Here is a 20,423-nt window from a genome sequence, read left to right on the forward strand (position 1 = left end):
AAATGTTTTTTTATGCATTTTCTTTTTAATGCAGTTATAATGCTTGTGCATACAGCCTTTCAGCGAAATCAAATTTTATCGTCGTATTTTGGCGTAGTAATTGAACCTGTAGAATATATTCCACAAAAAGAGCAATGATCTCCATGAAATTCCGATTTCAATATATCTACACAGCCTTCATCCTCTCGTTTGTGATACTCACAGTGCTGGCAGTTATGTTCTATCAGCGTCTGATGAATGCACAACGTTATTCCAATGAAGTGGAGCATACGTATGAGAAGCTCTATATTCTGGAGCGTGTAGACGGCACACTGAAAGATATCATCGGCAGTGAGCGCGGATTCATTCTCACGCGCGACAGTAGCATGCTTGAACCACTGATCACCCGTGGATCACATATACATACACTCATAGACAGCCTGCGCAGTCTCACCCTCGACAACAACAAGCAGCAGATCAATATCAATAACCTCAAACGTATTGTATCGGAAAGGCTCAGCCAGATACGCACCAATGTAAACAAGGCAGCACTTAAACAACGAAGCAATCTCGATCTGAGGATGCTTCAGTCGAAAGTGCTGATGAACGATTACAATGATGTACTGCGAAAAATTGAAAGTGAAGAAAGAAGCCTGCTGCTCTTCCGGAATATTCAGAAAGATTCCTCGCAGCAGCTTACTCCGAAACTGCTGTATGCGATATTCGTATTTGCTACCATCATTTTTATACTGAGCTTTCTCTTCATCAATAAAGAAATGCGGAAGCGATTAACTTTTCAGCAGGCATTGCAGAAGCAGGTGGGAGAACTGAACCGCGCAAACGCAGAGCTGGAGCAGCTTACACATACCCACTCGCATCATTTGCAGGAGCCATTGAGGAAGATCCAAACCTTTACCACAAGACTGCTCACCAAACATAGTTCTACCCTTACCGATGAAATGCGTGTGATGCTCGATAAGATCAACACTACTGCAGAGCATATGCATGGCCTCACGGCAGACATGGCCATGTACAGCAATCTGATCACCAACAAAGAAGCTTTGCAGGATGCAGACCTCAACTACGTGCTGTTCAAAGTAGCAGAGCATGTTGATGCAAGGCTTACCATGCAGCATGCAAGTCTTTCGGTGATCAATAGTCTTCCCATCATCAAAGGAATTCCGGCACAGCTGGTGATATTATTTGAGCAGCTGATCGACAACTCTCTGAAGTTTGCCCGCCGCGATGTACCGCCGCTGATAACCGTTCGGTTTGAAGAAACGGTGGGCAAATCCATCAGCGACAAATTATTCTCTGTATTCGGCGGCACATTGTACTATAAGATCAGCGTAACCGACAATGGCATGGGCTTCAGCAATGAATTTGCGGAGAGGATCTTTGGCATATTTGAAAAGCTGGAGTCGCCGCAGCGCGAGAGTAAGGGAATCGGACTTGCCATGGTGCAGCGCATCATGATCAATCACGGAGGGAATGTATCTGCCTCCGGGTCGGTAGGCAACGGCGCTGTGTTCTATCTCTACTTCCCTGTGCACAACAGATAAACATCAATCAACTATCTCACCTCCGTTTACATGGATCACTTGTCCGGTGATATAGCTGGCATCTGCTGATGCAAGAAACAGAAAGGCAGGTGCAAGCTCATAAGCAAATCCTGCACGCCCCATCGGCGTTTTCTTGCCAAATTCACTGATATGTTTTTTGGAGAAGCTGGCATAAATGAGCGGCGTCCAAACAGGCCCCGGCGCCACTGCATTAACACGGATGCCTTTGCCGGCGAGATTCTTTGCGAGGGCACGTGTAAAAGCCACTACAGCTCCCTTGCTGGCTGCATAATCGATCAGGTGATCGCTTCCTCTGAAAGCCACTACCGACGCGGTGTTGATGATGCATCCATCTGCATCCATAAACTTCAGCGCTTCCTGAGAGCAATAATAGAAAGGATACATATTTACATCGAAGGTGTGATGGAACTGACGGCTGCTCACTTTCATGAAATCATCATCGGGCTCATGCGTACCGGCATTGTTGACGAGTATGGATAATCTGTTGAAATGTTTGTGTACGTCGCGGATCATCTTTCTGCAGAATTTCTCTTCAGTGAGATCTCCTTTGATAACGAGGCAGGTACTATGTTCAGCTTCTACGAGCGCTTTTGTTGCTGCAGCATCCTTATCGCTGCTATTGTACACGATGGCGATATCGGCTCCTTCGCGCGCGAAGAGAACAGCCACGGATCGGCCAATACCACTATCCCCGCCGGTGATCACAGCCACCCTGTTTTTGAGCTTTCCCGAACCTGTGTAATCTTCCCGGATGATGAGCTGAATTTGGTTCAGCGCCTTCTTTTCAGCCGAAATGGCAGCAGATGATTTTGCCATAGAATTCTGTTTCAATGAGGTATGAAAATTCCATACCTGTGGCGAGACTGGCACAATATTTCCGGCTAATCAAGTATAATCACAATCATATGTTACGTTGGTCGATAATCTTTATTCTGATCGCCATCGTTGGTGGAGTTCTCGGTTTTGCCGGAGTTCCTACTCATATTCAGGGCATTGCTCAGGTGTGCTTCTTTGTGGGCATGGCACTGTTTATCGGTAGTCTGGTGGCCAGGAATTTCGTACATGGTCATCATCATCATTGACCGACTGATTGCATACCGGCATCAGCCCACTCATTCTGATGAGAAAAAATTGCTCAGGATGAGGAAGGAGGCTTTTATTTGCTCCCCAATAGACGTATTCTTATTGAGTTACAAATAGTAAACTTCCACACAGTCTGCTGGCACAATATTTTAAACAGTTGAAATAAAACAAAGCCTATGTTACGCTGGACAGTTATTTTTCTGGTAGTAGCGATCATAGCCGCCATCTTCGGATTCGGTGGTATCGCAGCAGGTGCAGCGGGGATCGCCAAAATTTTATTCTTCCTGTTTCTTGCGTTATTTATTATTAGTCTTATAGTAGGTAAACCAAGTAGGGTGGACTGATTTTCTTTTCATCATATACAACGGGTAATTTGAAGCTACAAAGCCAGGCGTCTGTCGATAGCCTGGCTTTTGTGTTTGAAATGTTAATCACTAACTAAAGAATCACTGAGAAAAAAGCTCCTGCAGTTTTGCCGCCAGTTCTTTTCCGCGAAGGTTCTTCGCTATGATCTTTCCGGTGGGATCGAGCAACAAATTCTGTGGAATGAATTTTACACCATATTGTTTAGCCACGGCATTGTTCCAGAACTGAAGATCGGAAACCTGCGTCCAGACAAGTTTGTCTGCTTTGATGGCTTCCACCCATGCATCGTGCTTTCCGGGCCTGTCGAGCGAAACTCCCAGAATAGTGAAACCCTTATGCTCATAGGTTTCGTAGAGCTTAACCAGATTGGGATTTTCTGCCCGACAGGGACCGCACCAGCTGGCCCAGAAATCGAGCAGCAGGTACTTGCCACGGTAAGCAGACAGACTAACGGGTTGTCCGTCTACGTTATTTTGAGTGAACTCAGGCGCGATGGCGCCAATAGCTGTCAGCTTCGCCGATTCGATTTCAGCAGCCAGTTGTTTTCCTTCCTTTGAATTTTTTGTATCGGCATCCAGTGTATTGAATGCTCCTTCGATGGCAGGAATATCAGCGGCACGGGCCAGCATTTCTTTCAATGCCATCATACTGAAATACGGATGTCCATTCTGGTGGATGTATTTCAATTGCCCTGCTTCTTTCTCTGCAACAGCTTTTGCGTATCGCTTATCGAGCGCATCACGGAATTCTGCATCCTGCTGCTGTGATGCAGGCGCATTGCGATAATCCCTGCTCACCGACGCGATGGCTTCTTCTGCGTTTGAAACATACGCATCATATTTTTTGTATGCAGCATTCAGACTGGCGCCTTTCACAACGGCCTTTTGCAAAGAATCTTTTGCAGTGATGGAAACGGCTTCGTTGCGCAGAAAGAATTTCAGCTCCTGCCCTTTCAGCGTGAGCGTTGCTGCAGCACCATCGTTCAATGAACCACTGAAGGCGTATTTGCCGGATTGGATGATCGCTGAATCATGCACATAGTTCTTTCCTTCTCTGAATGTTAACCAGATCGTTTGCCCGTTGTACAACTTACCGATGCTTCCTTTTATGTTATAGCCCTGCTGTTGTGCAAAGCCAATTGCAGGAAGAAAAAACAGCATAACAATCAATGCAATGCTGCCGATATATTTTCGATTACTCATTCTGATCAGCTGGTTTTAATGATTTGTTGGCATCAAACTCTGTCTGAGGAATCTGCAAAGTGAATGCAGGTGCATCCGCCGCGATAGTGATAATGCCGTTGAGCGGATGGCCATCGCTGCGTTTCAGAGGCAATCCTGCACGTTTGATGTCGAGGAAGCCGATGCCGATCTCACCAAACAGTTCTTTTCTTTTTTCTTTCAGTATCTCTGCAATCAGCGCCGCACCTGTATTTCCGGATTTCACTGCATTAGGGTCACGGTTCTGCTGCACGGCGAATAATGCGTCGCCGGCTGTAGGATCATTCAATCTGGCTTTTGCTTCTGCCTCGATGAGCCAGAGCTCCGGCGATCTCATCATCACAATAAAATCACTGAAATTGGTGGTATTGCCGAACTTGATGGTCTTCCATTTTGTGAGGCCGGTGTTTGATCCGGGCACTACGAATTTGGTTTTGCGGATATCAGTGTCAGAGAACAGTTTCACAAAGTTGCTGTCTACAAAAAAGTTGAATGGTCCGATACCTGAAACACCATAAAATGTGGATGGCGTTCCGTAGTAGATGGTCTGATCTGCTGCCTGCGGAAATCCCCAGAGCACTTCTTTTTTGGTAGCGAAGTCCGATGTGATGGTGCCGGCCAGCTCTGCTGCATTGAGCGGATAATTGGCGCGCGCTTCCTGCGCAGCAGTGATCGCCTTATTGAGATACGTGGCATCTGCCATTCCCATTTCGAGGAATACCCTTGCCTGCAATCCTTTCACTACATCTACATTGATGATATCTTTCAGTCCGCCATTGGCGCGGGTTACAGGGATATTGGTTACTGCAAACTGCAGATCGTCGGTGATCTGTTTGTATACTTCAGACAGTTTCGATCTGGGGTTCCCTTCTGTGCTGGCAGTGGTTGGCTCGGTGTAGATCGGTAAACCCGGACCATCGGGGTTTTCACGGTAAGACCTCGCGAACTCGCGTGCCAGCTCGAAATAGCACCATGCACGGAAGGCGCGGGCCTCCGCTTCGAACTGTGTTTTTGCAGTGGCAGAGAGTGTTGTGCTCTTCTTCACACCTCCGATCAATGTATTGGCAGAGTTGATGAAACTGTAGAAAAAATTCCAGGTGAAACTGCTTCTTCTGAAAGTGGCCAGCCTGAAATTATGCACGTAGTCGTTCACATAGGTATCACCATTCGGCATGCTCACGTCGAAGCCTTTCACTTCGCGTGCCAGGTTCACCGATACAATGCCGTACACATCTGAAGGGCTGCTCCATTGCGTTCTCAGGTTACGATAGATGCCGTTGAAAAATGAACGCACACCGGTTTCAGTAGCATACACCGCATCTTCAGTAACCGAACCTGCAGGCTGTGGTTCATCGAGAAAATTCTTGTTGCAGCTGAACAGCAGCAGCACTGCAACATAACAAAGTGATTGAATTATTTTTTTCATAACGTAATGCAGTTTTTGATCAGAAACCGGCCGTGATGCCAATGCTGATGGTTTTGAAGGAAGATGAACTGTTGCTGGTGGTACCATCGATACTGAGCTCAGGATCAGTGCCCTTCTTGAGGCGAGTCCAGGTGAAGTAGTTATCTGCCTGTGCAAATACCCTGAAAGATTTGATCACGTTATTGCTCATGCGCAATGCACTTGCAGGAAGCGTGTAACCAAGTGTTACGTTCCGCAGACGGATATAATCGCCACTGAACAGATTGCGTGTGCTGGGGTTGCCATCCCATTCGTTGGTAGCGAAACCAAGTTTAGGAACATCCGTTACATCTCCGGGTTTCTGCCAGCGGCTCATGATATCGGTGCTGAGCGAAGCGCCGAGACGGGAGAATCCATGCATCAGTCTGATATAATCGGTGTCGAGCACTTTGCCTCCGAACGCATAATTGAAAAGGAAAGAGAGATCAAAATTCTGCAACGTAAAACTGTTGTAGAAACCGCCGGTGATCTTTGGAATGCTGCTTCCCTGATAAGATCTTCTTGCAGCAGGCAATCCTCCGGATGCGCCCAGTTGATTCACCACAATAGTTTTTCCGGGGTTCGCAGGATCATCGGCATACCATTGCGGTTTACCATTATCGGGGTTTACGCCCGCCCATTCGTAGATCCAGAACTCGTTGTAGCTGGTTCCTACTTCGAGACGTTTGTTGCCTGAAATGATGTACTGCTGCGGCAACGCTGCAATTCTGTTCTTAACGGTGGTAAGATTGAAGCCTGTATTCCATTTGAAGTTGCGCGTTACGATGTTGCGGCTGTTGATGGATAATTCGATACCGCTGTTGCGGAGTTTACCGATATTGTCGATAATACCCTGCACTCCTGTAGAACCTGCTTTGGGTTTGGTGAAGATGAGGTCGAAAGTATTCTTGTAAAAATATTCGATGCTGAGATCGATGCGGTTGTTGAGGAAGGCCATATCCAGTCCAACATTCCATGTACCGAGTTTTTCCCAGCTGAGATTATCATTGCCGATCGCAGCATTGTAGATGCCGGGATAAGAAAGATCATTGTAACCAGTGGTGTATACGGTGAGGTAAGGGAAGTAATCGGAAAGCGCCTGATTGCCAAGCTCGCCATAAGAAGCACGCAGTTTCAGCTGATCGAAGATGTGCTGATTTTTCATGAATGCTTCGTTGCTCACTACCCACGATCCACCGAGTGCATAGAACACGCCCCAGCGCTTGCTTTTGTTCCAGCGGGTACTTCCGTCTGTACGCAATGTTCCTTCAAAAAAATACCGGTTGTCGTAGCTATAGGTGAGCCTGCCGAGATAACTGGTGAGTCTGTTGCGGAGTGTATTGGATTCGGTGGTTTCTTTGGTAGCACCTGCACTTACTTCTTCGAGACCGGGCACCGGAAATCCGGTGGTGCCTACTGCAGTGGTTCTCACGTTGAGGTCGTAGGCTTCCATGCTGGCCATGGCTCCGAATGTATGATCGCCGTAGGTTTTATCGAAGGTGAGCATATTGTTCCATGTCCAAGAGCTGGTGAATGACTGATCTCTGCGCACTCTTCCTTTTACAGGTGCTGCATCGCCGTAGAGTGGATTGGTGTAACCGAGAGTTTCTGTGTAGAAGCGGTCTGCACCGATATTCGATCTGAATTTCAGATGAGGTGTGAAACTGATCTCACCAAATGCGTTGAGAGATGTTTGCAAACCAGAGCCGGTGTTCTTGTCGAGCACAAGCGTGGAGATGGCGTTTGAGTTTGCCGCTGCCGCTGTCGGGCGCGAAGCATTGATGGTTTGTCCGGCTACACCACTACCGTAATCGTAGATGGGTTTGCCGGCAGCATCATCCACCAGCTGGCCTGTCGCATCTCTTCTGTAGAGCGGATAGATAGAACTCACCAGACGCGAGAACTGCACAGCGTTGCTGTATGGACCTCCTGATTGACGCGGTGTGTTATCCTTGCTGGATGCGATAGTGGTATTGATACCTACCCGCAACCAGCTTTTGAGATTGGCATCGCCATTGAATCTTGTGGTGAAGCGGCGGTAGTTCGACTTAAGCACTACGCCATCCTGATCGAGGTAATTGCCGGAAATAAAGTAGCGATACTTTTCATTGCCGCCTGCGAAGCTTACTCCAACATTTTTTCTGGCGATGCTGGAACTGCGCGCTTCGCGCTCCCAGTCTGTATCCCAGAGCAGCGATGCTCCGGAAACAAGATTGCCGTTTGTATCGATGGGATTAGCCACATTGTATGGATTGTATTTCAATCCATAGCTGTTTCCTGTGATCAGGTTATCGGAGGCGTATTTGCCTGCAGCAGTAATGCCGGATGATAACGCAAAATTCTTCTGCGCTTCCCAGGCAAGCTTCATATAGTTCTCAGAGCTGATGTACTTATATTCTTTGATAGCGCGTTCACTGATACCGTAGCTGGCAGTAACATTGATGACAGGCTCCTGCCCTGCTTTACCTTTTCTTGTGGTGATCATGATCACCCCATTTGCTGCGCGTGATCCATAGAGCGAAGCAGCGCTCGCATCTTTCAAAACATTCATCGATTCTACATCGGCAGGATTGATGGTGTTGATATTTCCATCGTAAGGAATACCATCCACCACCAGCAATGGCGAAGAAGAAGCATTGATAGAACTCACGCCACGCACACGGATAACAGGTGCAGTACCTGGCTGACCAGATGAATTGAGCACCAGCACACCAGTGGTGAGCCCCTGCAATCCCTGCGTTACGGAAGTGATCTGTTGTTTGCCGAGTTGCTCGGTATTCACAGAAGAGATGGCTCCTGTGAGGCCTTGTTTTTTCTGTGTACCATAAGCCACTACCACCACTTCGTCGAGTTTGGCATTGGCGAGTGCGAGTTTGATGGTGCCGAGATCAGCTTTAGCAGACAGCGTAATGGTTTTGTATCCAACATAAGATATCTCCAGTTGATCTTTCGGATCGATATTATTGAGCACGAAAGTTCCGTCGGTACCGGTAGTTACAGTAGCGCCGGTGTTTTTCGATTTTACGGAAGCACCGGCAAGAGGATCGCCTTTATCGTCGAGCACGCGACCGCGCACATCGATATCCTGCGGAGCAGTAACGGCTGACGCCTCTTTTCTTTTAACGATGATGAGTTTATTTTTTATTTCCCATGTGAGTGGTTGTGATGCGAAGCAGGCTTCGAGCGCTGTTTCGAGCGAAACGTTGGAAACGCTGATATCCACTTCGGTTGCGGATTTCAGCAGGGCTTTATCGTACACGAAGTCGTAACCGCTCTGCGTCCAGAGTTCTTTGAAAACAGCCTGGAGCTTTGCGCGCTTCATGTGAAGGGTAATGCTCTGGGCATTTGCATGAGCGCCGGCCTGCAGGGTGCAGAACAGCAAAAGCGAAAAGATCAATTTCATAAGCAATAGAAGTTTACCTGTACAGCGCGATGGCTGCACAACGTGTTGTGAACAATGATGAACAAAGGATTTGGTTTGATCCCTATGGCTGTGGAACAGCAGTATTTTATTCCGAAACGATGAGCTGTTTGCCTGATACTCTAAGATGCAGGTGTGTACCCAGTTCCAGCGCCTGCAATACTTCTTCGAGTGGACGGTTCATAGAAATGCGTCCGCCGAGTTGCAATGCTGCTGGTTTGGTCTGGTAGATGATATCGAGATCATAGCGGCGCGCTATCCGCTTCATGATCACTTCAAATGTTTCATTCTCCAGCAGCAGGTATCCGCTCTTCCATGCGATGGCATCGTTCGGATCTGTTGTTACTACTTTGATGGTACTGTTTACCGATGATTGCTGCCCTGGTTTCAGCGTAGCCGTACCGGTACTGTCTGCAAGGGCTACCCTTACGCTTCCTGTGAGCAAAGTTGTTATGGTGTTGTCTGTTTCAGGATACGCGTTGATATTGAATTGCGTGCCGAGCACGGTCAATTGTTGTTTGCTGGTGGATACTACAAAGGGCATGGTTTTGTGCGCACTCACATCGAAATAAGCTTCGCCGGTGAGTATCACTTTTCTTTCGCTTCCTGCAAATACGGGAGGATAGCGAAGGGATGATTCTGCATTCAGCCATACCACACTGCCATCGGGAAGCAATACTTTGTATTGTCCGCCTCTCGGTGTGGCGATGGTATTCCACGCATTGTTTTGCGCAGCTGCATTTGCAGTGATGGTGTACACCAGTTCTCCATCAGCTGTTTTGGAGATGGATACACCAGACTGTTCTGCGATGGCGCCGTTCTTTGCATCGGTGAGTGAGATGATGCTTCCGTCTGCCAGTGTAAGTGTTGCCTGTTGTGAACCGGGCGCAGCAGCAAAAGCTGTGTCGGTCAATTGTTCTGTTATGGCCACCTTCGGCACTTCCGGTTGCTGCTTCATAAAAAGTCTCACAGCAAAAACAGACACAATCAGCAGGGCCACCACTGCGGCAGCAGATACATAACTGATGCGACGAAGCTTTCCGGATTGTTTTCTCCGGGGCTGCACAGCGCTCCACATTTCGGTAGATATGCTGTTCAACTCTGCGGCTGAAAACTCCGCCTTCTCCTCTTCCCCCAGGGTATCGAACCAGTTACGGAGTAAACGTAGCTCTTCTTCTGTGCAGTTGCCTGCCCTGTAACGTTCCAGAAGGTCATTTGCATCTTTTGTCTTCATATTGAAGTATCCTCCTTAAACTGGTAATTGATGTGACGGTTAACTGGCATGCAGGGGGTATGAGGTTGGAAAATATTTTTTCAGGATTGCATAAAGAGCAGGAACAGGAATAAACTTCCGAGCCGCAAACGCAGTATGCGCAAGGCTTTTTTGATTTGTCCGGTTACAGTGGATTCCGAGATCTGCAGTTTCTCTGCAATATCCAGATGACTGAGATGTTCTTTTCTGCTCAGCTCGAATACTTCGCGCATGCGTGGAGGAAGCGCGGCAATTTCTTTTTCGATCTGTAGACTCATCTCCCGTGCTCTTACGAGATGATCGGTGGCAACAGGATCTTTATCGAGAAAATGCTGCAGTGAATCGATGTATTTTGCTTCGATCTTTTTATGTGTAAAGAGATCGAAGGCTGCATTGCGAACAGCAGTGAAGAGATAGCTGCTCAGTGAAGTGCTGATGTTATAGTCGGCATGCCTGTTCCAGAGTTTGGTGAATACTTCCTGTACCACATCTTTGGCTTCTTCACGATTGCCGAGTTTTTTGAATGCAAAGAGAAAGAGTCTGAGATGGTAGCGTTGATAAATGGCGGCAAATGCAGCATCACTGCCTTCTGACAGCTTCGCTGCCAGCTCATGATCGTGCAGGTACTCATATTCAGCCATGGGGTGCAAGCCGGTTAGTGTTAGGTCAATTTCCGGCCAATTTACAAAATACCAATAATAAACGCGCACAAAAAACCCCACCTTTCCGGTGGGGTTTTCAACCAATCATCGACCGCCCCAAAATCTTGCTGCACGGTTTCAATTCTTCACAGAAGATATACCGCCTTATTGCTGTTGTAATTCAGTTAGCCCTTTCCTTGAATTATTTTCCGCCAGACGGAATCTTTTTCTCTGTCTTCTCAGGAATCTGCACGGGCGTATCGATTTCGGGTTTATCAGAGTTGGTGATGTCGTTGTCTTCATTGGTAACCTTAGGCTGCTGGCCACTCTGATCTGGTTTCTGCCTGGGTTCCTTTTCGGGATAACCGCTCTGCTTGTGGCCCTTGTCGAAATTCTCATTGGTATTTCCGGTATTACCATGATTACCCTGATTCTTATCCTGTTGCTTGTTCGGATTTTGACCGCTCTGCGTTTTCGGATCTTCTTGCTTGTTCATACATTTTGTTTTAATGGTTCAACATTTAGATACATGAGGTGCTCTGCTCTATCTATAAAAAAACCATACCTGTTGCCGGTTATGTATTGTGCAGGCAATTCAGTGAACAACTGAGGAGATTCCGCCATTATTTTTTTATCTTCATGGGGATTATTCTAGTGTAAACGTTACAAACCCACATGCAAAAGCGCTTTATCCTCATTGCGGAAGACGATGCAGATGACCGCTTTCTCCTCCAGACAGCATTTGAAGAGAACGGTCTTACAGATCCACTTGAATTTGTGGAGAACGGCATCGAATTGATGGAATACCTCGACAAAGTTTTGCAAAACAAAACACTGGATATGAACTATCCGGGTTTTATACTGCTCGATCTGAATTTGCCGAAAAAAGACGGAAGGGAAGTTTTGAAAGAAATAAAGCAGCATCCTGAGCTGCGGAAGATTCCTGTGGTAGTGTTCACTACCGCAAAGAATGAAAATGAAATTAAACGATGTTATGAAGCAGGCGCCAACTCTTACGTGGTGAAGCCCGTGAGTTTTGAGGCATTGGTGAATGTAATCCGCGAATTACGCAATTACTGGTTCAATACAGCATCAGTTCCTGCATAACCATTACCCGCTACTGCGATATTCTTTTTTTCTTTTTGAATAATCCTGACAACAGACCCGCTGCTTTTTCTGCTACATAACCTGTAGCAAGATTTCTGATCATGGGTGCGCCTGTTTTTCTGAGCAGCAGTCCCAGTGCGAGGTTCAGGCCGGTTGCAATAAGTCCTTTTCCTCCACCTGATGTGAATTTGCCGACGGTGCTGATCAGCTTTGCAGCTGGCGCTACCTGTTGTTTCATCACGGCCCATTTTTCGGCCACTACTTCCTGCTGCAAGGCCAGCTGACGACGCAGCATCGCTTCTTCGCGCAGCAGATCATCGTAGGATTGTATGTTTTGCTTACTCATATATTTTGCGGATGATGCTATTTCTTATCCAGTTGAAAATTGGTTTTCTGGCCAGTACTACAATAACAGCGAGCAATACAAACAATGCAGCGGTTAGCAGATAGCCAAGTGCGGGATCGTTGAGTTTCTTCCCCAACCAGTACGCGAATGCAAGACCGAGAAAGAAAACTGCGAGCCCCCATAGACTGGCTATTTTCAGCCATACGCCCGCCCATGCAATGAGGGTAGATGATTTTTTGGCAGCGTTCACCATGGTGAGTTTGTAGTAAGTCTGGGCAAGACCGATCACATCATCTGCCAACTGGTCGGTTTCCGTTCTTTCTGCTGCTTCGGGCATATTGTTGATTTTTAGTTACTGGAACGATATTTTCTACTAAAAAACAGTGCCTTACCTGTTGAAGAAATAAATGCTGACCACCATCGAACAACTTAACAAGCCAACATTACGTTAGTTCAATAAAGGAGAATTGGGAAACCGCAGAAAAATATTGATCATTGACGATGAGCAAGACCTTTGCCGCCTGCTGCAATTGTATTTCTTCCGGCGCGGTTATCTCGTAGAAATCACCCATACACTGGGAGATGGCGTGAAAGCTATGAAAAACTTTCTCCCCGATATTCTCTTTCTCGACAACAATTTACCAGACGGTACAGGTTGGGCACAGGTTGCGTATTTCATGCAGATAAATCCAGACCTGAAGCTCTATCTCATGAGCGGATTTCAGCCTGAAGCGCCCCATATCGAAGGGGTGCAATACACTTTACTTACCAAGCCTATTTCATTCTCGGATCTCGATCATCAGTTGTAAAAACAATGGTTATCCCAGTTGTTTCATGTAGCTGAGCCAGTCGATCATGCGGCTCGTATAGCCGTATTCGTTATCGAACCAGGTGATCAGTTTCAGGTGATTGCCTACTACGGTGGTGAGGGTTCCGTCTACGATCACAGAATGGGTATTGCCTTTGATATCCAGCGATACCAGCGGATCTTCCGTGTATTCGAGAATGCCCTTGTACTCGTTCTTTGCGGCTGTGCGGAAGAGCTGATTGATCTGCTCTTTGCTCACTTTATTGCTGAGCTGCAGCGTAAAATCTGCGAGTGCTCCGTTGGCTACGGGTACGCGGGTGGAAACTGCAGCGATCTTTCCGCCCATCATGGGGAACAGTTTCTCCAGCGATGTTTGCAGATCGATTTCTACAGGGATGATGCTCTCTGCGGCGGCTCTGCCACGGCGGAACTGACTATGTGGTGCATCTACCAACGCCTGACGCGATGTGTAGGAATGCAGAATATTCAGCTGAACCGATTCGATGCCAATGGCATTGAGGATATAGAGAATGTGAGTGGAGCAATTGGTCATGCAGCCGCCCGGCGAAATAATGCGGGTATCGGCGCTGAGGGCATGCTGATTGAAGCCATAGATCATCAGCGGAATGTCGGCTGATCCGGTTGTAGACAACAGCACTTTTCCGGCTCCCGATTCGAGGTGGATACTGGCTCCGGCCTTGTTGCTGAACATGCCGGTACATTCGAGCACCACATCTACTTTCAGCTCTTTCCAGGGCAATTTGGAGGGATCCGGCTGGCGGAATACGGCGATGGATTTTCCATCTACCTGCAAGTGATTGTCTTCCAGCACAGTAGACGACGGAAATGTACCATAAACCGAATCGTAACGGAGCAGGTAGGCAAGGTTGGCAGGTTCCATGATGTCATTTACTGCAACCAGTTCTATTTCGGGGTGGTTAACCAGACGGCGGAAAAGCAGGCGACCGATTCTGCCCATCCCATTGATGGCTATTCGCATAGGTTTCTTACATTAAAGCAGGCGCAAATATAGCTGAACCTGACTTTCTAAATGCGGTAAATCGGTAAACAACTGATAATCAAGGACGAAAAATTAACAATTTCTAAAATTTACCAGCGGTAGATGGTTGGTGCTTTTCGGAATCTATTATTGTCTTACATTTGACCTGACCTGATCCTGTGGAAATCGCTCAAACCAACCTACGTTTTTTCGCCTTACCAGGCTCATTAAATTCTACCCCCGGTTAAACGGGAAGCCAACTGACTTACTACCATTAATTCTTCTTTTTTTGTAAACTTTTAAAAGAGTGGAGGAGATCCGTATGTATTCTTATGCTCTGTTAGAGACTGGCTGTTATTACCTGGTACAGGAGAAAGAAGATAGTCCTGTTACCCTTATCAAGATTACTGTTGATACGGACCATTGTCTGTACGTTACGCGCTACGCAGAAAGTCCGGTTATGGAATGGAAGAAAAAGAATGATCCCATTTTCGATATACTGGAATTACTGAGTGACGATAAAGTGCAGGAATGGCAGAGCGTATACAACGATGAAGATGCGTACTACGAAGAGGATGATGAATAAAAAATCATAGCGGGGTCTTATGGCCCCGCTGCCACTTCATTTCTATGTAATCAATTTTATCTGCTGCCCCGGAGCATTCCAATGAGAACGAGCAATACCACTGCTCCTCCGGTGGCAACCAGCAGACTGCCGAATGTACCTCCGCCAACACTGATGTTCAGTGTTCTTGCAAGCCATCCACCAATTACTGCTCCTACGATTCCGATTACAATATTTCCCAGCAATCCGAAACCTCCGCCTTTAGTGATCAGACCAGCGAGCCATCCGGCGATGGCGCCGATCAGAATGAACCATAAAAAGTGCATACAATTCAGATTTAATTGGTAAAAATATCTCTACCCACAAATTCCGTTCTATATTGCAATATATCGTTTCCCGATCGTCATATAAAATATTTCAATGAACTATCCTGAGGATAAGTACGGCTCTACAAAGAAATGGCTATTGGTGATCATCAGCGCGCTTACGGTACTCCCCCTGGCTCCGCTGATCAACCGGTATATTCCGCCCATCATGATCGGAAACTGGAACCTCGATCTCACCATTTCCATCGCTGTAGCTGCTGTGCTCACCTGGCTGATACTTCGTTTATTTCGCTTTCTGCTCATTCCCGCTGTGGCACTGCTGGTGCTGGTGCTGCTGTACAATCAGCTCACCAACGGATACGGTTTCAAAAGCATCATGAGCGATTACAAAACCATGGTAGAGCAGAACTGGGGACGAAAAGGACAGAAGGAAACCGACCTCATTTTAAATCCCGGTTTCTTCGAAGGCCCGCTCACCAAAACAGTGAAGGCATTACAATCGAAAGTAGATTCGCAGGATTCCATTGTTCGCAATTTCTCTGTACAGCATTCACTCGAATTCTTCGACGATTATCACACAAAATACGGCCCTATTGTAAGGCAGCTCTCGCTGTTCAAATACATCAATGCCAATTTCAAATATGTGTCCGATTCGCAGCGCGATGAATACTTCGCCACTGCACGCGAAACCATTCTCAACGGAATGGGAGGCGACTGCGATGATCATACCATACTGATGACCTCAGCGCTCAAGGCCATTGGCGGACATTGCAGAATGGTGCTCACCGAAGGGCATCTCTATCCTGAATTATATGTGGGAGATGATAAAGCATTTGAAAGAATGCAGCAGGCCATCATTCACCTCTTCAGCGATCAGCCGATTGAAAATATTTTCTATCACGAACAGGATGGTCAATACTGGATAAACCTCGATTATACGGCGAAATATCCCGGTGGTCCCTACCTCAGTGAAAAAGCATTTGCTATAATTGACCTGTAAGGGGGCTTGACTGAAACAGAATAATTAGTAAATTACTGTTTCAACCCTCTGCCGCTAACATGCTTGTAACCCAAATCACAGGAATCATTTCCTCCTGGTCTACACTGGTTATTCCTGTGCTCTTTCTTGTACTGCGGCCGCAGCGGCTACAGCATGTTCACTGGCTGATACTGGTTTACTCTTTACTCCTCTTCAGTTCGGACCGCCTGCAGGATCTCAATGCCATTCGCGGCATTCAGTTTCATATCTCATTTGTATTTGTACTGCTGGAGTATGCGCTGCTCAGCACTTTCATGTATATCGTATTGCAGAAGAAGCGCAATCTGCGATGGGTAATGGCAGGTTCGGGCATTTTTGCAGTAATGGCATGTATCGCATGGGTTCAGTGGGGAACTTCTTTCTTTGGCAGCATCCGTGGCATTTCTGTGATACTGCTGATCAGTTATATCATGTTCTTTTATCTGGAATGGATCACGGCCGAAAACTTCGAGCCCATTCAAAACCGGGTAGAGTTCTGGATGGTGACCGGTGCATTGCTCTATCTGGCGGGCAACTTTTTTTACTTCATCACCATTCACAATCCCATCAATGCGGGACTGCTGATACATAATATGGTGAACATGCTGCGCAATGCGGCATTTGCAGCAGCCATCATTCAATCTTACAATACAGGTAAATATTCCGGCAGCAATAATTAGTAAGCGGAGAAGAAGGAGTCTGCTTCCTTTTTACGCGGTTCGTCCATCGGATCGATATCGCTGTTTCGGCTGCGGATTCTGCCGGCTTCGGTTCTTCTGATGATGAGGTAGGCAACGCTGCCAACCAATACACCTACAATGCTGGAGATATAGTACAGAATATAGTTATCTGTGGTATTCGAGACCTGCGTATAGAAGTAATCGAAGATATAAATGATCACATACGTTCCGTACTGAAAAAGCAGTCCTGCATTGATCAGCAGCATGGCTTTTTCGCGGTTGGAATGCTGCAGTTTTCTCAGCTGGCAAACAACATCCCAGATAATGATCAGGTGAACCAATATCAAACCCACGCCCAGCAAGTATTTCAGCGCATCGAAATTGAAGCCCTGAATAAATGGATTTATACATAATGCCAGCAGGTAAATGGGTAGCGCCACTCTGGTGAGATTTCTGATGCCCCTGATTTTTGTGGTGAAGCAGATGATGGCAATCACAATGGGCATATCGAGCATATTGTAAATAACGCTGATGTTGACCATGGCGTTTTCTGAAATGCCGGGAAGCAGGTCGCAGAGATTCACCGTTGCGCCAACCGCCCAGTAAAGAGCAAAAAGCATCAAAGGAGTTTCCTTCCACAGTTTCCTGATTGCTACGATCACAATGGGCAGAAAATAAGCCACGACCGTCAGCACTGATATCACCTGATATAATTGATTTTTCACTGCTCTTTCGTTACAGTACAAAAGCGTTGAACTTGCAACAAATATTGTACACATTTAATATTTCAGTAATTGTACTCCGCAAATCCTGCATAAAATACGATGAATTGAATAATAAATACGTTCAGCAGCATGGCTAATACGAGGATAACCACTGTTGTCCCTTCAATGTCTACCGCTCAACTGCTGTAATGGCCTGCTAGACTGCACTTCTGCCACCTACGTATAGCAGTGGCAACACGGCTTTCTTTTCGTTATATTTATACTAACTGAACCTTTTCAAATCATACATATGCGTATATGCCTATCTGTTATGACCTTGCTGCTGATGGCAAGCGTTGCACTGTCTCAGGAAAATAATCTTCCGCAGGATTATCTTTCTGCCGATTTCCATGCAGGAAGAAGAGAAGCCCTCCGCCAGCTGATGCCCGATAGCTCGGTAACGGTGGTTTTCGCTTATCCCGTTAGAAAATTCTCCAATGATGTGGACTATGTGTATCATCCCAATCCCGATCTGTATTATTTTTCAGGATATACCGAACCCAATTCGGTGTTGCTGGTTTTTAAAGAACCTCAACGCGCCGAAGATGGCAGCACCTATAAAGAGCTGTTGTTTGTGCAGCGCCGCGATGCTACGGCCGAACAGTGGACAGGCATCCGCCTGGGTGTGGAAGGCGCCAAATCGAAACTGAAGTTCTCGCATGCTTATAATGCCGCTGAATTCGGCAACTTTCCTATCAATTTTGCAGGTTGCAAACAGATCATCATGGCCCCCTTTCCTGCCGATATCGATCTCAAAGCCACCAAGGGCGACGGGCTGTACACGCTGATGAATCAGTTCAAAACAAAGGCCGGTTTTACTGGCACCGATGCCGATAAAGCGAAATTCGCAACCGGACCGTACTTTAATTTCACCACTCAGCTCCGCGAGATCAAAACAGAAGAAGAAATGCTGCTGTTGCGCAAAGCCGTGGAAATCTCCTGCAACGGACAAGTAGAAGTGATGAAGGCAGTAAGGGCTGATATGTCTGAACGCGAAATTCAGGGACTGCATGAGTTTGTTCATAAAAAATACGGCGCTGAAGAAGTAGGCTATCCTTCCATAGTGGGTGCAGGCAATAATGGCTGCGTACTCCATTATCAGGAGAACAACGATCTCCGCGTAGAAAACCGCATGGTGCTGATGGATGTTGGCGCTCAGTACCACGGCTATACTGCCGATGTAACCCGCACCATCCCAGCCAGCGGCAAATTCACGGCTGAACAAAAACAGATCTACAACCTCGTGTACGAAGCGCAGGAAGCAGCATTCAAGATCAGTAAAGACGGTGCAAGCTGGCAGGATCTCGACAAAGTATCCCGCGAAGTGATCCTCGACGGACTGGTAAAACTCGGCATCGCGAAGAACAAAACGGAAGCCGGAAAATACTATCCCCATGGACTCGGACACCATATAGGACTCGATGTGCACGACCGTGGCAGTTACGGTTTCATCAAAAAAGGAATGGTAATTACTATCGAGCCGGGCATTTACATTCCGAAGAACAGCAACTGCGATCCCAAATGGTGGACCATTGCGGTTCGCATCGAGGACGATATTCTCATCAGGGAGAAGGATTATGAATTATTGTCACGTAATGCTCCCCGTAAGGCAGAAGAGATAGAAAAGACCATTGCAGAGAAGAGTGTGTTCGATAATTTTGTGCTTCCTCCGCTTCAATCTGGTAAGAAAGGTTTCTAAACAATCGTAATTATACGAATATTATCATCGTATATTCTGAAGGCAAATTTGTATTTTATACTATTGTTAACGTAATAACTGAACAGTAAAAAAAGGGCATTATTGCGCTATGTCAAGAAATTTGCATTAGTTATTTTTGTTAAACGAATCCATCTAATATCCTTCTGAATATCCTCAGAATCCATCCAACTTGTCCAATATCACTGAAAAGTGCACACGTAAACCAATATCCCACAGTACAGTAACCTGGTCCCTTTTAGCATAAAACCCTATAGGAAACCTAATTGTCCTGGAAAACCGCCGACCGTGTTCAATATCAGTGAAAATCTAATTGTTCCATCATCCGTTGAATTACTCAGTCGATATCCTTAAAACCCCGGCTTTTTTAACAGCCACTCGACCGAAAGATCCAATACTTAGGAAAATTTATTTGCAGATCGACTGAAACAAAAAGGCCTTAGCTGATTACTCAGCCAAGGCTTTCTTTTTTTACGCCATTGAATTTGCCCTACCTTCATCTCATGAAAGAGTTTATCGATTTCCTTCTCCGCTTCGGAAGCCTTAATCAGCAACAGATCGACCTGATAACGGAAAAGGGCTTTGAGAAAACATTCCGTAAAGAAGACTACTTTGCGGAAGCGGGGAAAGAACTGAGGCAGGTAGGTTTTATCATCGAAGGCATTCTGCGGGTTTGCTGCTACACCAATAAAGGAGATGAGATCACCAAGATCTTTATCGAAGAGAATCACCTCATCTTCAAACCAGATGGGTTTCCCATGTCGGAGTACATTCAGGCTGCTACCGATTGCAGAATGGTGCTGTTTACCAATAAGGACTGGGAAGAGATCACCCGAACCATTGTTGGTTTTGATCTTATGCTGCAAAAGATAATCACCAAAGCGCTGGCAGAAAAGCTCGCGAGAGTAAGTCCGCTGGTTTCACAGGACGCCACTACCCGCTATACCGAGTTTCTGGAGAAATATCCCACACTGGCTAATCGCATCCCACTGGCCTATATCGCTTCCTATCTGGGTATCACACAAACATCACTGAGCCGCATCAGAAGGAATATCCGGTGAAATGATATTTACCATATGGTAATTTTTTTCTTCCTGCCCCAT

The 20,423-nt window shown here is 46.5% G+C and carries 22 protein-coding genes; 9 read left to right on the forward strand and 13 right to left on the reverse strand.

Features of this window, described 5'->3' with window-relative positions; all coding sequences use genetic code 11:
• The first annotated feature begins 143 nt into the window (after positions 1 to 143).
• Positions 144 to 1,541: a sensor histidine kinase gene (locus tag HHL16_RS16470; protein WP_169426272.1), complete on the forward strand. Its 1,398-nt coding sequence runs from the start codon at positions 144 to 146 to the stop codon at positions 1,539 to 1,541.
• 3 nt (positions 1,542 to 1,544) lie between these two features.
• On the opposite strand, the gene HHL16_RS16475 is transcribed toward HHL16_RS16470, so the two are convergent.
• Both HHL16_RS16475 and HHL16_RS25075 read right to left on the reverse strand, forming a co-directional pair.
• Positions 1,545 to 2,378 carry an SDR family oxidoreductase gene (locus HHL16_RS16475; protein WP_169426273.1) on the reverse strand — a complete coding sequence of 278 codons (834 nt, stop codon included), beginning with the start codon at positions 2,376 to 2,378 and terminating at the stop codon, positions 1,545 to 1,547.
• 92 nt (positions 2,379 to 2,470) lie between these two features.
• Positions 2,471 to 2,641 carry a hypothetical protein gene (locus HHL16_RS25075; RefSeq protein ID WP_240966204.1) on the reverse strand — a complete coding sequence of 57 codons (171 nt, stop codon included), beginning with the start codon at positions 2,639 to 2,641 and terminating at the stop codon, positions 2,471 to 2,473.
• A 180-nt stretch (positions 2,642 to 2,821) separates the two neighbouring features.
• On the opposite strand from HHL16_RS25075, the gene HHL16_RS16485 reads away from it, so the two are divergent.
• Positions 2,822 to 2,989, forward strand: coding sequence for a DUF1328 family protein (locus HHL16_RS16485; protein ID WP_169426275.1), 168 nt, complete (start codon positions 2,822 to 2,824; stop codon positions 2,987 to 2,989).
• 102 nt (positions 2,990 to 3,091) lie between these two features.
• On the opposite strand, the gene HHL16_RS16490 is transcribed toward HHL16_RS16485, so the two are convergent.
• The 6 genes from HHL16_RS16490 to HHL16_RS16515 form a co-directional block, all read right to left on the reverse strand.
• Positions 3,092 to 4,213, reverse strand: coding sequence for a TlpA disulfide reductase family protein (locus tag HHL16_RS16490; RefSeq protein WP_169426276.1), 1,122 nt, complete (start codon positions 4,211 to 4,213; stop codon positions 3,092 to 3,094).
• Positions 4,206 to 5,657, reverse strand: coding sequence for a RagB/SusD family nutrient uptake outer membrane protein (locus HHL16_RS16495; protein WP_169426277.1), 1,452 nt, complete (start codon positions 5,655 to 5,657; stop codon positions 4,206 to 4,208). Before HHL16_RS16495 ends, HHL16_RS16490 begins: the two co-directional genes overlap by 8 nt.
• Before the next feature lie 19 nt (positions 5,658 to 5,676).
• Entirely contained in the window at positions 5,677 to 9,078 is a 3,402-nt protein-coding gene (locus HHL16_RS16500; RefSeq protein ID WP_169426278.1) for a TonB-dependent receptor, read from the reverse strand.
• Positions 9,079 to 9,184: 106 nt separating this feature from the next.
• Positions 9,185 to 10,330: a FecR domain-containing protein gene (locus HHL16_RS16505; RefSeq protein ID WP_169426279.1), complete on the reverse strand. Its 1,146-nt coding sequence runs from the start codon at positions 10,328 to 10,330 to the stop codon at positions 9,185 to 9,187.
• Between the two features lie 80 nt (positions 10,331 to 10,410).
• A complete protein-coding gene (locus HHL16_RS16510; RefSeq protein ID WP_169426280.1) occupies positions 10,411 to 10,989 on the reverse strand; it encodes an RNA polymerase sigma-70 factor in 579 nt (192 codons plus the stop codon).
• 202 nt (positions 10,990 to 11,191) lie between these two features.
• The gene (locus HHL16_RS16515) at positions 11,192 to 11,485 is read right to left on the reverse strand and encodes a hypothetical protein (protein ID WP_169426281.1); all 294 of its coding nucleotides are present in this window, start codon (positions 11,483 to 11,485) and stop codon (positions 11,192 to 11,194) included.
• Between the two features lie 179 nt (positions 11,486 to 11,664).
• Here HHL16_RS16515 and HHL16_RS16520 point away from each other — a divergent pair, with 179 nt between their 5' ends.
• Positions 11,665 to 12,096 carry a response regulator gene (locus tag HHL16_RS16520; protein WP_169426282.1) on the forward strand — a complete coding sequence of 144 codons (432 nt, stop codon included), beginning with the start codon at positions 11,665 to 11,667 and terminating at the stop codon, positions 12,094 to 12,096.
• Between the two features lie 10 nt (positions 12,097 to 12,106).
• Here the strand turns inward: HHL16_RS16520 and HHL16_RS16525 are convergent, their stop codons facing one another.
• Together HHL16_RS16525 and HHL16_RS16530 are read right to left on the reverse strand one after the other, a co-directional pair.
• The gene (locus HHL16_RS16525; RefSeq protein WP_169426283.1) at positions 12,107 to 12,442 is read right to left on the reverse strand and encodes a hypothetical protein; all 336 of its coding nucleotides are present in this window, start codon (positions 12,440 to 12,442) and stop codon (positions 12,107 to 12,109) included.
• Positions 12,435 to 12,779, reverse strand: coding sequence for a hypothetical protein (locus HHL16_RS16530; RefSeq protein ID WP_169426284.1), 345 nt, complete (start codon positions 12,777 to 12,779; stop codon positions 12,435 to 12,437). The genes HHL16_RS16525 and HHL16_RS16530 overlap by 8 nt, the downstream gene beginning before the upstream one ends.
• A gap of 130 nt (positions 12,780 to 12,909) precedes the next feature.
• Between HHL16_RS16530 and HHL16_RS16535 the strand changes: the two genes are divergently transcribed.
• Positions 12,910 to 13,251: a response regulator gene (locus tag HHL16_RS16535; RefSeq protein WP_169426285.1), complete on the forward strand. Its 342-nt coding sequence runs from the start codon at positions 12,910 to 12,912 to the stop codon at positions 13,249 to 13,251.
• A gap of 9 nt (positions 13,252 to 13,260) precedes the next feature.
• Here HHL16_RS16535 and HHL16_RS16540 read toward each other — a convergent pair whose 3' ends face one another.
• Positions 13,261 to 14,250 carry a glyceraldehyde 3-phosphate dehydrogenase NAD-binding domain-containing protein gene (locus HHL16_RS16540; RefSeq protein ID WP_169426286.1) on the reverse strand — a complete coding sequence of 330 codons (990 nt, stop codon included), beginning with the start codon at positions 14,248 to 14,250 and terminating at the stop codon, positions 13,261 to 13,263.
• 307 nt (positions 14,251 to 14,557) lie between these two features.
• Here HHL16_RS16540 and HHL16_RS16545 point away from each other — a divergent pair, with 307 nt between their 5' ends.
• On the forward strand, positions 14,558 to 14,836 hold the full coding sequence (locus HHL16_RS16545; RefSeq protein ID WP_169426287.1) for a hypothetical protein: 279 nt from the start codon (positions 14,558 to 14,560) through the stop codon (positions 14,834 to 14,836).
• Positions 14,837 to 14,892: 56 nt separating this feature from the next.
• Here the strand turns inward: HHL16_RS16545 and HHL16_RS16550 are convergent, their stop codons facing one another.
• Positions 14,893 to 15,141, reverse strand: a complete 249-nt coding sequence (locus HHL16_RS16550) for a GlsB/YeaQ/YmgE family stress response membrane protein (RefSeq protein WP_169426288.1) — start codon at positions 15,139 to 15,141, stop codon at positions 14,893 to 14,895.
• A gap of 94 nt (positions 15,142 to 15,235) precedes the next feature.
• Between HHL16_RS16550 and HHL16_RS16555 the strand changes: the two genes are divergently transcribed.
• Together HHL16_RS16555 and HHL16_RS16560 are read left to right on the forward strand one after the other, a co-directional pair.
• Positions 15,236 to 16,141 carry a transglutaminase family protein gene (locus HHL16_RS16555; protein ID WP_169426289.1) on the forward strand — a complete coding sequence of 302 codons (906 nt, stop codon included), beginning with the start codon at positions 15,236 to 15,238 and terminating at the stop codon, positions 16,139 to 16,141.
• Positions 16,142 to 16,200: 59 nt separating this feature from the next.
• A complete protein-coding gene (locus HHL16_RS16560; RefSeq protein ID WP_169426290.1) occupies positions 16,201 to 16,839 on the forward strand; it encodes a hypothetical protein in 639 nt (212 codons plus the stop codon).
• Here the strand turns inward: HHL16_RS16560 and HHL16_RS16565 are convergent.
• Positions 16,836 to 17,564, reverse strand: a complete 729-nt coding sequence (locus HHL16_RS16565) for a hypothetical protein (protein ID WP_169426291.1) — start codon at positions 17,562 to 17,564, stop codon at positions 16,836 to 16,838. The genes HHL16_RS16560 and HHL16_RS16565 overlap by 4 nt on opposite strands.
• 289 nt (positions 17,565 to 17,853) lie before the next feature.
• Between HHL16_RS16565 and HHL16_RS16570 the strand changes: the two genes are divergently transcribed.
• Together HHL16_RS16570 and HHL16_RS16575 are read left to right on the forward strand one after the other, a co-directional pair.
• On the forward strand, positions 17,854 to 19,302 hold the full coding sequence (locus HHL16_RS16570; RefSeq protein WP_169426292.1) for an aminopeptidase P family protein: 1,449 nt from the start codon (positions 17,854 to 17,856) through the stop codon (positions 19,300 to 19,302).
• A gap of 521 nt (positions 19,303 to 19,823) precedes the next feature.
• Positions 19,824 to 20,381, forward strand: a complete 558-nt coding sequence (locus HHL16_RS16575; RefSeq protein WP_169426293.1) for a Crp/Fnr family transcriptional regulator — start codon at positions 19,824 to 19,826, stop codon at positions 20,379 to 20,381.
• Positions 20,382 to 20,423 lie beyond the last annotated feature (42 nt).

Source organism: Pseudoflavitalea sp. G-6-1-2 (assembly GCF_012927185.1).
Taxonomy (GTDB): Bacteria; Bacteroidota; Bacteroidia; order Chitinophagales; family Chitinophagaceae; genus Pseudobacter.

Bases quoted from the DNA above. Each gene is read 5' to 3' on its own strand.
- HHL16_RS16485 (WP_169426275.1), top strand. From the start codon at position 2,822: ATGTTACGCTGGACAGTTATTTTTCTGGTAGTAGCGATCATAGCCGCC.
- HHL16_RS16490 (WP_169426276.1), bottom strand. From the start codon at position 4,213: ATGAGTAATCGAAAATATATCGGCAGCATTGCATTGATTGTTATGCTG.
- HHL16_RS16510 (WP_169426280.1), bottom strand. From the start codon at position 10,989: ATGGCTGAATATGAGTACCTGCACGATCATGAGCTGGCAGCGAAGCTG.
- HHL16_RS16570 (WP_169426292.1), top strand. From the start codon at position 17,854: ATGCGTATATGCCTATCTGTTATGACCTTGCTGCTGATGGCAAGCGTT.
- HHL16_RS16495 (WP_169426277.1), bottom strand. From the start codon at position 5,657: ATGAAAAAAATAATTCAATCACTTTGTTATGTTGCAGTGCTGCTGCTG.
- HHL16_RS16470 (WP_169426272.1), top strand. From the start codon at position 144: ATGAAATTCCGATTTCAATATATCTACACAGCCTTCATCCTCTCGTTT.
- HHL16_RS16505 (WP_169426279.1), bottom strand. From the start codon at position 10,330: ATGAAGACAAAAGATGCAAATGACCTTCTGGAACGTTACAGGGCAGGC.
- HHL16_RS16575 (WP_169426293.1), top strand. From the start codon at position 19,824: ATGAAAGAGTTTATCGATTTCCTTCTCCGCTTCGGAAGCCTTAATCAG.
- HHL16_RS16555 (WP_169426289.1), top strand. From the start codon at position 15,236: ATGAACTATCCTGAGGATAAGTACGGCTCTACAAAGAAATGGCTATTG.
- HHL16_RS16475 (WP_169426273.1), bottom strand. From the start codon at position 2,378: ATGGCAAAATCATCTGCTGCCATTTCGGCTGAAAAGAAGGCGCTGAAC.
- HHL16_RS16515 (WP_169426281.1), bottom strand. From the start codon at position 11,485: ATGAACAAGCAAGAAGATCCGAAAACGCAGAGCGGTCAAAATCCGAAC.
- HHL16_RS16525 (WP_169426283.1), bottom strand. From the start codon at position 12,442: ATGAGTAAGCAAAACATACAATCCTACGATGATCTGCTGCGCGAAGAA.
- HHL16_RS16540 (WP_169426286.1), bottom strand. From the start codon at position 14,250: ATGCGAATAGCCATCAATGGGATGGGCAGAATCGGTCGCCTGCTTTTC.
- HHL16_RS16530 (WP_169426284.1), bottom strand. From the start codon at position 12,779: ATGCCCGAAGCAGCAGAAAGAACGGAAACCGACCAGTTGGCAGATGAT.
- HHL16_RS16500 (WP_169426278.1), bottom strand. From the start codon at position 9,078: ATGAAATTGATCTTTTCGCTTTTGCTGTTCTGCACCCTGCAGGCCGGC.
- HHL16_RS25075 (WP_240966204.1), bottom strand. From the start codon at position 2,641: ATGATGATGATGACCATGTACGAAATTCCTGGCCACCAGACTACCGAT.
- HHL16_RS16560 (WP_169426290.1), top strand. From the start codon at position 16,201: ATGCTTGTAACCCAAATCACAGGAATCATTTCCTCCTGGTCTACACTG.
- HHL16_RS16520 (WP_169426282.1), top strand. From the start codon at position 11,665: ATGCAAAAGCGCTTTATCCTCATTGCGGAAGACGATGCAGATGACCGC.
- HHL16_RS16550 (WP_169426288.1), bottom strand. From the start codon at position 15,141: ATGCACTTTTTATGGTTCATTCTGATCGGCGCCATCGCCGGATGGCTC.